We start from the raw sequence: 14,516 nt of genomic DNA on the forward strand, positions 1-14,516 counted from the left end.
TTTTCTTTGTAAGCTGCAGCAAAGACTTCGTTATTCACACTTCGTAAAACGTCGTACTCAAGCCGACGTTTATTTCTATAAAATTAAGAAAAATCCAGTAAAACTGCTACGCTTAACTTAACCAGATGAGTTTCACTTTAAACATGAGAGTTTGGGTGCACTTTCACCCAAGAAGATTGTTTTGTTTGCTACAAATGACAAACCTTAAACATGTATAAATTGTTAAATATATTGCATAAAAACCAAGGTTTAAGTTGATTTCAATCTAGCATTTCCGCTAGACTTCGCGTCACCGCTAACAGTTTTATTAGCGCGGATCAGCTTAGTTTGATTTGGTAACATGTTGTTAAAGGACTAAATGAGATTGGATAGAGAAAGGTCTTTTAATGAAGCAAGCGCTATTGTGTTTTTTTATATTATTATCTTTGTGTTGCATAGTCGCGCCTAGCCACGCCCATAACTTCGGTCAATATACTTCTCGTTTCTCTGTTGAGGAGGGGTTAAGTCAATCAGCAATCACCGCCATCACACAAGATAAACATGGCTTTATTTGGATCGGTACTCTTCAAGGCTTAAACCGCTATGACGGCAATCAAATCGTTAGTATTGCAGCCTCTCAGGGTCTTGATGAGCAAGAAATAGTTGGGTTATTCAATATCTCGAATGACGAGTTACTGATCTCTACTGGTATCAGCGGTGCGTTTTTACTGAATGTTGATGACTACACAGTTCAACAAATCTACGACGGTAAACGTCAAGACAACAACGCAGCTCCAAAACCCATCGCTACAGCCATTGCTCATCGAGAAAATATCATCTTCTCCATTGAAAGTGACCTCTACACATTAGATCGCGATACGTTAAAGTCAGAATTACTCACTCACTTCGCACCAAGTAGCTACATTCGCGCCATAAACGTTATCGGTAATTTTGTGATTATTGGTACAACGGAAGGTCTATTCACCTATTCTCTTGCGACCGGCAATGTAGAGCAAATAAATTACACAGATTCAAAGTCAGAACTCAGTCATGATGTTAAATTACTCAAACGCGACCCATCGTTGGGGTTACTCGTTGGTACTGTAGAAGGCTTATTTGTAATTCCAGTCAGTAATCAAACACTTGTTGCTTCAAAAAGCTATGAGCTTGTTCCTGAGAAAAATATTTGGGGACATCAAATCACTCCCTATGGCGAGTTTATTGCTACCGAACATGGATTGTTGCTTATTGATAGAAGAAAAAAAACCAGTTCAAAGGTGCTTTCCTTAACCGAGGGGCAATATCGTCTCACCAACCCCAGTATCACTAACCTTTACGCAGATAGAAACAATAACCTATGGATGGGCACGTATAATGATGGTGCATATTTATGGCCTTCAAGCTCGCTGCGCTTTACAACATTTATAAACACCCAAGACAGGTTTGCCAATAACAATATCTGGTCGATTCACCCTACCAACAATAACACGGTACTCCTCGGTACGGATAACGGCATTAATGAGTTTGATTTGAGCACCCAGCAATTGAAATCCAGTTACCTGCAAAATAGAGACCCAAAAGCGCTGTACGGAGCAGATGCTGTATTCTCTATTTTTAATTCTTCATATTTCGACAAAAATACATTTCTTATACAAACAACTCAAGAGACCGCACTATTTAACACCGACACCAAACAGCTAAACCCAATTACGCTTGAAAATGGTGACAAACTTGAACCATATAGCTGGGGTATCGCTAAGTACTCAGAAAGTAAGTTTCCATTTATCAATAGCAACGGGTTTTATGAATATGATGCTGCCACTAGTACAGTGCGGGCATTAGAAGGACTGTCAAAGCAGCTGGCAGCGGCACAGAGCTTTTTGATCCTACCGCCTTTGGATACGACTAACGATGAATATTGGATAAGTACGGACATCAGTTTGGTCAAATATAATGAGTCAACAGATACCCTAACAACAATTTACAACAAATCGGATAAGCACTTGGTCTCCGCCGTTAATAGTTGGGTAGTAGATAGAGCTGGAACACTATGGTTGGCGACCTCAACCGAAGGTCTAGTCGGGATCAATAAAGATACTTACGCCGAAGAATACAAGCTAACGACTGAACAAGGTTTGATGAGTAAAGCTATCTACAATCTCCAGTTAGATAGAGATGGAATGATTTGGGCCAGCAGTCAACGCGGCATGTTTAAATTTGATCCAATAAATAAAGTATTGGAAACCTTTGGAACGAATCAAGGCCTGCCGACGCTTGAGTTTAACGGAGGGGCAGCAGCAGCACTTGAATCTGGCAAGCTGATGTTCGGTACAGTCAACGGCTCTATCACTTTCGATCCGGAACAGTTTTCAGATGGCGCGGTTAAGCGCCGCCCACTACTGGTCACTCAAATGGATATTTTAAGCAGGGATCAAACCTACTTAGCACCTGATGCAATATTGCAAGCATTTGATTTTAAGTTTGATGACATGGGCATTGAGCTACTGTTTTCTGATTTTGACTTCAATGCCAATCATCATATTCAATACCAAGCTTCTTTGCATGGTCCAAGTGCACTTACGTTTTCAAGCTTAAAACGAAACAAAGTATTTCTAAATCAATTACTCCCTGGTGATTATCAGTTAATCGTTGCACCGCATTCGCTTGACGGTGATGACCTGAGCAATGCACTCAACTTGCGCTTTCATGTTGCTCACTCTCCATGGCGCTCGCCTGTTGCATTAATCTTATACAGTCTAAGTGCATTCGCGCTAATATCGCTCGTCGTTATTAAGCACAAACAGAAACAACGTCAGCTTGAAACTGCACTTAAAGCCGTTACGCATGCAGGAAGGCAAACGAAGCTGGCGTTGAAATCAACCAAAAGCGGCGTTTGGTCAGCAGATGTCGTTGCACGCCAAATCACACAGCAGCGCGCCGAAGCGCTTGGCTTTGAGAGTGATACTATGACGTTGCAAGAACACTATAACGCCATTCATCCGGATGATAGAGAAGTTGTCGAGCGTGCTTGGAAGAAATTTATTTCTAACCCGACCAAAGAGCAGCTTTCTCTATCTTATCGACTGCGCTGCACTGACAATAATTGGCACTGGTTTCACGACTTTGGCCAAGTCGCAGAGTTTGACGCACAAGGCAAAGCCACTGAACTACACGGTATTTATACCAATGTAACCACGCAAAAAGCGAACCAGATGCGCGCAAATATGCTGGGTGAGGCCTTCAGCCAAGTGAACGATTGGATTGTGATCTTAGACCCTAACTTACAGCCCATTTCGGTCAATAGTAGCTTCTGTAGAGCATTTCAACTGCAGGAAAACGAAGCGTTAAACGACTTAACGACTGAGCGTTTTGTTAATGCCATCGGGCAAAAGAAGTTCCACGGTTTAATTGCAAATTTAAAATCTCTTGGACCAAATCAATATCTAAGACAGGAAGTTCAAGTTACAGACGGCTGGGATAAAGTGCATCCAGTTCAACTAAGCATTAGCGCGGTTTCCAAGGACAATGTGAATCTCCAATACTTCGTGGTCGTTGTTACCGATTTGACTGAGCAGAAAAAAGCCGAGAATGAACTTAGATATCTCGCCAATTTCGACGCTTTGACGGAGCTGCCGAATCGCAGCTTAATGCTACAGCACATTGAATTTGCGCTGTTTAACGCAAACAACACACAGCAAAGCTGTGCCCTACTCTTTATTGACTTAGATAAATTTAAACCAATTAATGATGCCTATGGACATCATATTGGCGATAAACTACTGGTCGCGATAACTAAGCGGATCAAAGAGCAAATTAACAATAATTGTATCTTAGCAAGGCAGAGTGGCGATGAGTTTCTTGTGCTAATTAAGTCCTTCCCTAGCATCGAATATGTGAGCGAGGTAGTCTCCCGCTTAGTGAAGCACATACCCGAACGTATCGAAATTGATGGGATCACCATGAGTGTATCTGCCAGTATTGGCGTTGCAGTTTACCCGTTTGATGCACCGGACTCAGAATCCTTAATCCGTAACGCGGATATCGCCATGATCCATGCAAAGCAATCGGGAAGAAATGCATTCAAGTTCTTTACTGAGACAATGAATGAAGAGATCAGTAAAAAGCTTCGGTTAGAAACCGCAATGAAAACGGCAGTTAAAGACGGTGAGTTTTTCAATCACTATCAGCCTATCATCAATACCACAACGGGGCAGCTTGCAGGCGTTGAGTTACTCATGCGTTGGCGCAATAATGACATACTAATTCCTCCATGCGATTTTATTCCAATCGCTGAAGAAAGCGGCTTGATCGAAACCTTGACTGAGCAAGCGCTTATCAGAGCCTTAATAGAATTGCGTCCATTGTTTACACAAGAACCAGACTTTTATTTATCTCTTAATTTAAGCGCGGTACATATTTTACGCTCAGATATCGCACACCAGTTCACTGAGATTTTAAAAGCGCATGGTCTTACTAATCGTTGCTTAAGACTTGAAATCACCGAGTCAATTTTTATGTCTGATATGGTTAAGGCACGAGCAACTATCAACGAAATGAAGCGGGCTGATTTTATATTGCTACTCGACGACTTCGGCACTGGCTTTTCTTCACTCACGTATCTGAATGAGTTCCCTCTTGATATTATAAAGATTGACCAAGGGTTTGTACGCAATATGAGCGCAAAACCCGCGAATAAATCTATCATTAGAACCATTTATTTATTGGCGCAAAGCTTAAACATGAAGTGTATTGCAGAAGGTGTCGAGACAGAATCTCAGCTTAATTATCTAAGAGACGTAGGCTGTGAATATATGCAAGGCTACCACTTCGCAAAGCCTATGGCGATTGACGATTTGCTCGCATTTTACGAACAGCATGAACGCTCACGAGCTTGATCGCGGGTTGAGTGGGCTAGCCTAAGCGTTAGCCCTTATCCTGCGTTTCACTATCAGGCAGTTCTGAGCGCTGCCATTCACTAAGCTTTTGATAAAGTTCGTTAATATCAATGGGTTTAGCAATAAAATCATCCATGCCTGCCTGGATACATTTTTGTTTATCTTCTTCGTAGGCGTTCGCTGTTATCGCAATAATATGTGGATTGCCGTATATATTTGGCTCGTTTCTGATTGCTTTGGTACAAGCAAAGCCGTCCATATTCGGCATTTGGCAATCCATTAAAACCAAGGCATAGTTTTTCGCCTTCATCGCAACTAAAGCTTCGACTCCGTCGTCCACTTTATCTAACAAGCAGTGCGTTTTCTCTAGCAACTTACCAACAACCACTTGGTTAATTTTATTGTCTTCTACCAATAGAACATCGAGGCCATTAAAATCAGGAGCCCCTACTTCTTGTTGCTCTCTCTTAACCCCCTGCCCTTTTGAAGCTGGAATATCTACATAGAATTTACTACCGAGCCCAAGTTCACTGTGAATGCTTATCTCGCCATGCATCGCTTCGACTAGTTTTTTAGAAATAGCTAAGCCAAGTCCGGTACCACCAAACTTTCTTGTGGTTGAAAGGTCTGCCTGAGTAAACTCATGGAACAACGTTTCCTGTTGCGCTTTTGAAATGCCAATTCCAGTGTCAGCAACAGTAAACTTTAACATCCCACTCTCATAATGGACGGAAAGTGTTATGTGGCCTTTGTTGGTAAACTTTCCAGCATTGCTGAGTAAATTATTTACCACTTGTGACACGCGTAGTTCATCTAACTCAAGGTATGTAGGGAGTTCAGCCCCCTTCTCGTACTTAAACTCAACACCATATCTGACGTTAGAAATTTTGAAAATGCTGACCAGACTGTCGAGCATTTCTTGTAAATTCACTGCCCGGCGTTCTATTTTCAAAGCCCCCGCCTCAATTTTAGAATAATCCAAAATATCATTGAGGATAAGCATCAGGTTCTTTGCCGACTGCCGTATAATTGTTATTTGGTCTGCCATCTCATTGCTAAGACTTTGCTCTCTGATCAAGCTATCCGACATACCGATAATTCCATTTAACGGCGTTCTAATTTCATGACTCATATTGGCGAGGAACCGGCTTTTGGAATGATTAGCAGCGTTAGCGGCTTCTACGGCTTTGGTTAGCTCTTCCGTTTTCTCAGCAACTTGTTGCTCTAACTCACGATTGAAGTCGGTAAGCTTACGGTTAAGTCTTTCGTTTTCTAGGCTAGCTTGGTTTTGTTTTGTAAAACTCAGTGTTAGCTTAAAAGCCAGCTGATTGAACTGCTGCTGCAACTCAATTATTTCTAAAAAGCTACTATCTGCATTCGCCGAATTTTCGATTAAAGTTGAAGGTTCGTAAGCACGAATATCATGACTGAGCGCCACAATTGGACGCACCAACAATCGAGTGAGCTGACGGACAAAAATAGAACTCAATACAATAATCGCAAGCGCAAGTCCCAATGCATCTGACCAAGCTTCTGCAGCAACTAGGTTAAGATATTTACGATCGAGCATAGTGATAACTGACCATTCATATTGCTTAGATACCGCAGTTTGTTTAAATAAAATCTGCTCAGTCGAGTCTTCAAAAGTTGAGGATTCCTTATCAAATAGGACTTGCAACACCACATCACTTGGCATATCTAGGGTTTTAAATTCGGTCTTTAACGAGCTATAGACAACCCTTTTGTGTTTATCCAACACAATCAAATTAGCATCTTCAGCAAGAATTTTTGGAATAAAGCGTTCAAATGAGCCAAATATTAAAGACCCTTCCACTATTCCTTTAAACTCTTCAGCGATAAAGATTGGCGCTGAAATTGCCACGATTGGCGCTTCATCAAAGCCACGCCCTTGGAATATGCCCGACACAAATCCTTCAGGGTGTTCAGGTGCTTTAATAAAATAGTCTCTATCTGACACATTGGCGTTTGTTCCCTTCATCGTCTCAGCAAAATGCTGCGGATAAAGGTGGGTAACATTAGCATCTTTGTCCGCAACAATTGCGGTTCTAAAATTAGCATGAGTTTTTAGCAACCGCTCAATAACATAATCAGCATCAATCCCTAAGGATACATCCGTTGCGGATATCACCATCGCGCGACGGTATGCATCAAGGTAGTCATCAATTTGAGCGACTATAGAACCGGAGGCTTCTTCAAGCTGTGTTTTTATCTCTGCTTCAATTCTTTTATAGTAATTGTTTGTCAGCACGACGGTTGTCATTAATACAACTAAAACGATAACAAGGTTGACGGTAGAATTCAGAATTTGATTGAGCGGCATCCCTTGCCACTTGCTGCGAGTAAAGAAAAAGCTCAGCAAGTCGACCACAGCGAGGCAAATACCAGCGTTGATTAGGTACTTAGCCAGTGCAGTGAATATAACGAGTAACGGCAGTTCGAGGGCAAAATAGCCAAAAATAAATAATGCAGGTAACCCCAACAAAATCCAATAAACGATACCCCGAACAAAAAATGGCTTGGCGAAACGGACGCAGACAAAGTGAAGCCACAACACTTCGAAGAAAAAAACCACAGAAGGCCAAGCATGCTCCCATCGATACCAAATAAAACCGGCACCTATAATCACAGCGATGATGGCATAGCGCCATCCGCATAGCAGCAGGATAAATAATACAAACAGCTGGCCAAAAAGGAATTCAGAACTATCCAAAAACCAAATTGGCAACAGATTGGCCAGCCCGCCAAGTACACCTAAGACTAAAGTTATGATGAGCGCTTGCTTTTGATTCAAATGTTACACCACCGGTTTTTGATACTGCCTATGTATAACAATAAAAAATATTTTAAAACCTGCCAAGGTAGTGCAACAAATAACTAAAAAATATATCACACATTGGGTTTATTTTCCCTAATGATGAGGGCAGTCATGGCTCTCTATTTGTAGCACACTACTCAGCACATTAAAGGACTTTTTCAACGCTTCTTCCACTTCCACGCGACACGCTGAATCATGAGATTCGATAGTACAGTGATGCTTTAATACCACATGTGCACCAACGACAACCGCCCCATCAATTTTGCTAACCGTAATATTATGGGCGCTTTCAACATGCTCCGTAGACACAATCGTTCTCTCAACCTCTTGAACCGTAGGTAAAACTTCTGGGGGTGTAGCAAGTCCTTTAAGACAAGCAATTATCACCTTAATTCCTGTGAACAATACAAAGACAGAAATCAGCATGCTCGAGAGAATATCAACCACCTCCCAGCCTGTGAGGTGTATAATCACACCTGCGATAAATGTCGATATGGTGGACAGTAAATCAAAAAATGAGTGCAAGAAAACAGCATAGACGTTAATACTGTCTTTACGGCCTTTGTACAGCACCCAAGCGGAGGCCCCATGAAACAAAAACCCAATTGCAGCAATCATAGACATTAAATAGCTATTCACCTCTAGGTCATGACCGCCCGCATGATGAGACAATCGCTCACTCCCTTCGAGCAAGATAATTACCGCAATTGAAAGGTAGAGAATGCCATTGATAAGTCCACCGGTATATTCAGCACGCTTGTAACCATCGTTATATGTTTTAGCAAGATAAACTGCCACACTTGACGCTATCAACGCGATAAATAAAGAACTATTGTGCACAAACAAGTGTCCAGCATCAGCTAACACAGCGAGAGAATTAGCGTAATAAGCACCAATAACTTGAATGATCATAAAAGAGCAAGTGATTGCGAGCGCAATCAGTAGTCTCCGGCGAGAAGCTTGATGCGTAGTGATATCTGTCATGAAATGAGTCGTGTACCTAATTAAATATAAGATGCTACGTACAACCACAACATAAGATGGAGCCATTTGACTAAATGCACCTCACCTTATCTTATCTTTTATACCGTGTAGGAAAAAGCCGTGATTCAAAAATACAGAAATAGATCTAGAAATATACGTAGTTAACCTGAGCTTAGGATAATTAATGCCTTTCTAGCAGCCAGTTTTAGCGCTAACTGCGTTGAATTCACTTCCAATAGCCAGCTATTAGTGCGCAAATTCGCCTAGTTATCACCAAAACTCTCTGGCTAGATAAAGAAGTAATTTAATGTTACTTTAGAAGCAATGAGTTACCTCATTCCTTATCCAAACCTCAGGTTAGTTATCGTTTAAACATTGTCCTAAATGGCAATGATATACAGTCTCAATTGTAACGTTTCCACGAGCTAAATGCACTAATATTTGCGACTATAACGGCCGACTTTATGGAAAATTTTAGCCTTTATCGCTTTTACTTGCGCAACTTTATCGCTTTTACTTGCGCAACTTTATCGCTTTTACTTACGCAAAAGTACAATTAGATTTTCTCCAGTTGAGTCACAACGTCGTTTGCAATTTGCCTTAGTATTTCACAGTCAGCTTCACTCAACTCTCGGGGCTCTAAGTCGATAACACACACGGTTCCAATACGAAAGCCGCTGGACAATATGATAGGCGCACCAGCATAAAATCGAATATGTGGGGCATTTAACACCAAAGGGTTATCCATAAAGCGAGGATCTTCGAGCGTATCGGAAACTACGAATACCGTGTCTTCTAATATTGCATGGCCGCAAAATGAAACGTCGCGAGACGTTTGCTCAGCATCTAATCCAAAGCGGGATTTAAACCACTGTCTGTCCTTGTCAACAAGACTCACCAATGCAATTGGAGCATCAAAAACATGGGCTGTAAATTGAGTAATTCGGTCCAATTCAAGTGTTGGTTTTGTATCGAGTATCGCAAGCTCCCTAAGCGCATGTAATCTGGCATGTTCGTTTTCAGGTAACTCAGGGATTTTCATAATCTACTTAATTAGACAGTGTTTATATTTCTACTATAGTTTGTTTTGTGAGATAACGCAGGTGGCAAATGTGAGCAAGTATTTTAAAATAATCTCCCTAACCTTTTTTTCCCTAGTCTGCTTAAGTGGTTTTTACCTCGAAATTAACGAGTTTAATAAAAATCGTGTGGTTCACCAGAGTCTGACTTTATACTACAACAACCTTTCCGCCCTAGATAAAGCAATTGAAGTGATCTTTAGTCTGCAACGTGAACGCGGCATGTCCACGGGATTTAAGTCCGAGGAAGAACACGACGCGCGGCTACTGGCATATTATCAGGAAACAGACGAAAAAATAACAAGACTCACAGCTGAAAAACTCACGAGCATTAATAACTTCGATCAGTTTCAATTGACCATAAAAGACGATATACAAACACTGAGAAAGCTCAATAGACAAGCAAATATCAATCACGAGCAACTATTTCTTCGCTACACAATTTTGATAAATCACTTAATCGATACAGTCCGAACCATACAAACTGAGCAGTCCTTCATCCATAATTTTGGTAGCAATGATGACAAAACACAATATCAGAATATTCACACACTTATCAGAGCAATAGAGTTAGGGGGCAGACTCAGAGCGAAGATCAGCCGATACCTAACGGCAGATGAAGAGGCCACTAGATTAAGTGCAATGAGAAGTGCGCTACAATACTACGCCACTCATGTCACACTGATGGACAGCCTCAAAGATAATCAAAATACCGTACAGCTATACAATGCTGCTACGGCGTCTAGAGAGTATGACTATGTCACCTCAGCCTTAAACCGCTTTAGCCGTGGAGCTGAAGCCAACTTACCACACTATGTGTGGTGGGATAACAGTACTGCCTATTTGAACCTGCTCGCTAGTGGCAGTCTGAATCTACTTAAATATATGAAAGAGTCAGCTTCTGCATCCATGCAAAAGTCACAAGAGCGAGCTCAAACCTCACTCATTATCTCTTTAACTATTGCACTGCTTTATATCATTTTAATTTGCCTATTGATTAAAGCGTTTACCGAATTAAAAATATATAAAACGGCACCGCTTAGAACACAAACTGCACAGCTCATTGTAATATTTTCGTCAGTACTTGCCGTGCTATTTGTGGAACATTTTGCAAGCCAAAAGCAGCTATTGTACCTCTCTGAAGTGCAAACACTTAGGCAGCTAAATAACCAATCATTGGAGCGTATAAACCACCTTAAAACGCTATGGTACAAGCCACATATCGAAAAACTTAGATATGCGAGTATTAGCACCGATGCAAGTCTCGTTATACCTTCTCAGTTACAGACACTAGCCGTTAATAATCTAAATAATACTCAGTATGTAGACAAAAGCCAGATCACGTCATTTTATTCTCAATATCAAGAAAGCTTGCACCGTGGAGGAATAGTTACACAAATTATAAAGGGTAATGATGGTCATCGTATATTGATTATGACGGGTCTTGGGCTGTCCGATAAGGGGCTGACGAAAACACTATATTGGTACGAAGCGCAACTGGATGTGTTACTTGGCAGTCTAGAACTCAGCCTTGATACTCGTCTAGAAAACGCATCGGGTTACTACACTGAGCAGGAAGTCGAAGCGATTAAAATTAGCGGCACGCACACTCCACTAAGCCAATTACTGCTTACTAATAATATTGATCAAGCCGATTTTCTAAGTGCAAAAATCTGGGATCAGGAGCTTCAAGTAGGTACTTATGCGTATTCACGTGACGCATTTAATCAAGATCTCTTCTACACTATAGAAATTAAGTTTATCTGGCAGGTGTTGTCATTAAGTGCATTTTGCTTATTTGGTTTAGCAGTTAGCTATCGCGCCCAACAAAAAGCCAAATTAGACAGGCAAGCTGCAAAAGACGCGATTCAAAAGCGTCAAACCTTATTGAACTCATCTGAAAAGCTTGCCGCTATCGGCAGTTTTGAAATATCGGCTGGCCAATTTTATGGTCATACCTCTGAAGGGTTTAGAGCTTTATTTAACTTATCTCCTGAACTTGAGCACCATAATTTAAAACCAATTATAAAATTGCTCGATAGTGACAATAGGAAAAAGTTGCAATCAAACTTACGTTCCTTAACTCACGATCAATCTAGTGAACTTCAATTGACAATAAGAGACGAGTCTTCAACTAGATATCTAAATGTCATTCTCAATTTAAAATACTACTCAAGTGAAAATTCGCAGTTTGTTGTCGGGGTTGTAAAAGATGTAACGAATCAAGTTAATGAAAGCAATCGCCAAAAGAGAATACAAAAGGAACTCGTCGCCGCGAGAAAAGAGGCCCTAGAAAAAATGCATGAAGCTGATGTAGAAAGAATGTCAGCGCAGCATTTACTCAAAGTCCAAAAGTCGACAGAAAAGCTGCTTCAAGAGGCCATTGATTCATTTCCAGCATTTATCCTGCTAATTGATGAAGACCAGCATATAGCTATGCTGAATAAGTTTAACGAACACATCAAAAGAACTGATCACAACGAATACCAATTCATGGGAAGCTCTCTCAACAAAGGCTCTGACGTTATAGCATTTATTACCCAGCTTCCAATGACAGACAATAGCGAATTACTGTCCATGTTAGAAGAGGCAAAAGACAAAGAACAATATCAAGCACTAACAACGTGCCAGTATGTCAGTGAAGATATCCTGCACTGGTTCAACGTGTTAGTGAAAAACATCACCACAGATTCAGGGAAATACACTCTCATCTACCAGAATGATATCACTAAAAGTATCAACTTTTCTGCAGAGCTTGAACAAGCTCGCATAAAAGCAGAGCAAGCAAGTGAAGCAAAGTCTCGTTTCCTAGCAACAATGAGTCATGAGATAAGAACGCCGATGAACGGCGTGGTAGGCATGCTGGATATTCTTGCCCAATCTAACCTTGATCATGAGCAATCTCACCTCACTAAAGTCGCAAAAAGTTCAGCATTGGTGCTACTTCGAATAATTAACGACATATTAGACTTTTCAAAAATCGAAGCTGGAAAAATGCAACTTGAATCAACACCATTTAGCTGGCAAGAAATTATTAAAGAACTCGCGGAGCTACTTGCATATCAAGCGGACTCTAAAAAGCTCAAGCTTGCCTTTTATCTTTCGCCACAGTTACCAAATTGGCAATTAGGAGATCCGGTTAGACTGCGCCAAATTTTATTAAATCTAATCGGTAACGCGTTAAAATTCACCAAAACTACCGCCACAGCCTCCGGTTTTGTAGAAGTGACTATTGGGCGCTCTCCCGATGATGGTTATATGGAAATTAGCGTGAAAGACAATGGTAAAGGTATGTCCGAAGAACAAGTAGAAAACCTTTTTAAGCCATTTGTTCAAGCAGATAGCAGTATTCAACGCCAATATGGCGGTACCGGACTGGGCCTTTCCATTACCCACAAACTTGTTGCCATGATGGAGGGGGAAATTGACTGTAGAAGCCTAGAGGGCTTTGGCAGCAACTTTATTGTTACTCTGCCATACTGTGAAGTGCCAAAACAAACCAGCGCTATAAGCTTAACCTTAGACAGACTAAAAATTGCCGTAGTGGGCGACGAGGACAAATTTGAAAAGGACCTCCAAAATCAACTACGCATCTATGAAGCCCAATGTGAAATATTCCCTCGAGAACTGTTTAATGCGCAACTAATTGATAGTCAACAATTTGATTATCTCGTTATCACTGCAGAAGCCTTCCAACAACTCACTACAGAAGGAAAAGAAGTTTTCATCGCGGAAAGCGAGTGCAAGTATATTTTGCTAGACAATAATCAGGATAAGCTTCCGCATGCAAATAATATCAACGTCTCAAACCTCGCACTATATCCTTATTATGCGTATAAAGTCGTTTCACACATCGCCACCTTAGAAGGGCTAATCGACAGTGAATCAACAAATGACGACAGCGATACTAAATTTAAGACATTGCCTACAATTAGTGATGCCCAAGCACTTAACAAGCTTATCTTAGTCGTTGAGGACAATGTTTATAATCAGGATTTATTCAAAAGACAGCTGGCACTGCTAGGCTATCAATGCATTATCGCCGACAATGGTAAAGTTGCCTTGCAGCTACTCGAACAGTATCACTTTTCGCTTATTATTTCAGATTGCCATATGCCAGTGATGGATGGCTATGAATTCACAAAACAGCGTCGCGAGCATGAACGTGAACGCAATCTAGAGCACATTCCTATCATTGCAGCAACGGCTAATGCGTTAGACGGTGAGAAAGATATTTGTTTTAACGCCGGGATGGACGATTACATTGCAAAGCCCATTGTCTTGCAAAAATTAAACAAAAAGCTAAAAAAATGGTTCTCAAGCAACATTCCAACAAACAGCCAAGAAGCGGAGAATCCTCCCTCACTGATAGAGGAACTAGATGCGCCAACCAGACATATCGATTTGGTGATACTCAGTGAATATGTAGGTACAGATAAAGAGCTACAGAGTATTTTCTTAAGAAGCTTTGTTGACGACACAAAAAAACTGTTACAAGGGGTAGACCTAGAACATCCTGAAAGTGTCAAGAATATTGCACATCAAGGGAAAACCTCGGCAAAAGCAGTCGGCGCAACACAACTCTCTGAAAAAATGGCAGAACTTGAGCATGCAGCAAGTGAAGGTAAGCACATAAAAATTGAAAATTTATTGAATCAATGTTTGATGCTTTTTGATAATGCACAAGCTGAAATCGCTTCTATACTTAATGTGGAAGATCTAACGTAACACGTGCTAAAACTC

General features: G+C 41.0%; 5 protein-coding genes. 2 read left to right on the plus strand and 3 right to left on the minus strand.

Annotated elements, in window-relative coordinates; genetic code table 11:
• The first annotated feature begins 386 nt into the window (after positions 1-386).
• Positions 387-4,874 (plus strand): EAL domain-containing protein, encoded by a 4,488-nt coding sequence (locus tag NH462_RS10640; protein ID WP_253105655.1) that lies wholly within the window; start codon positions 387-389, stop codon positions 4,872-4,874.
• A 28-nt stretch (positions 4,875-4,902) separates the two neighbouring features.
• Here the strand turns inward: NH462_RS10640 and NH462_RS10645 are convergent, their stop codons facing one another.
• From NH462_RS10645 to NH462_RS10655, 3 genes are all read right to left on the minus strand, one after another.
• Positions 4,903-7,686 carry an ATP-binding protein gene (locus NH462_RS10645; protein ID WP_253105656.1) on the minus strand — a complete coding sequence of 928 codons (2,784 nt, stop codon included), beginning with the start codon at positions 7,684-7,686 and terminating at the stop codon, positions 4,903-4,905.
• Positions 7,687-7,803: 117 nt separating this feature from the next.
• Positions 7,804-8,694, minus strand: coding sequence for a cation diffusion facilitator family transporter (locus NH462_RS10650; RefSeq protein ID WP_010375246.1), 891 nt, complete (start codon positions 8,692-8,694; stop codon positions 7,804-7,806).
• Between the two features lie 556 nt (positions 8,695-9,250).
• A complete protein-coding gene (locus tag NH462_RS10655) occupies positions 9,251-9,736 on the minus strand; it encodes a GAF domain-containing protein (RefSeq protein WP_010375249.1) in 486 nt (161 codons plus the stop codon).
• A 70-nt stretch (positions 9,737-9,806) separates the two neighbouring features.
• Here NH462_RS10655 and NH462_RS10660 point away from each other — a divergent pair, with 70 nt between their 5' ends.
• A complete protein-coding gene (locus NH462_RS10660; protein ID WP_253105657.1) occupies positions 9,807-14,501 on the plus strand; it encodes an ATP-binding protein in 4,695 nt (1,564 codons plus the stop codon).
• The last annotated feature ends 15 nt before the right edge of the window (positions 14,502-14,516 follow it).

It is taken from the genome of Pseudoalteromonas sp. OANN1 (assembly GCF_024124685.1).
GTDB classification, from domain to species: domain Bacteria; phylum Pseudomonadota; class Gammaproteobacteria; order Enterobacterales; family Alteromonadaceae; genus Pseudoalteromonas; species Pseudoalteromonas piscicida.

Bases quoted from the DNA above. Each gene is read 5' to 3' on its own strand.
- NH462_RS10640 (WP_253105655.1), top strand. From the start codon at position 387: ATGAAGCAAGCGCTATTGTGTTTTTTTATATTATTATCTTTGTGTTGC.
- NH462_RS10650 (WP_010375246.1), bottom strand. From the start codon at position 8,694: ATGACAGATATCACTACGCATCAAGCTTCTCGCCGGAGACTACTGATT.
- NH462_RS10655 (WP_010375249.1), bottom strand. From the start codon at position 9,736: ATGAAAATCCCTGAGTTACCTGAAAACGAACATGCCAGATTACATGCG.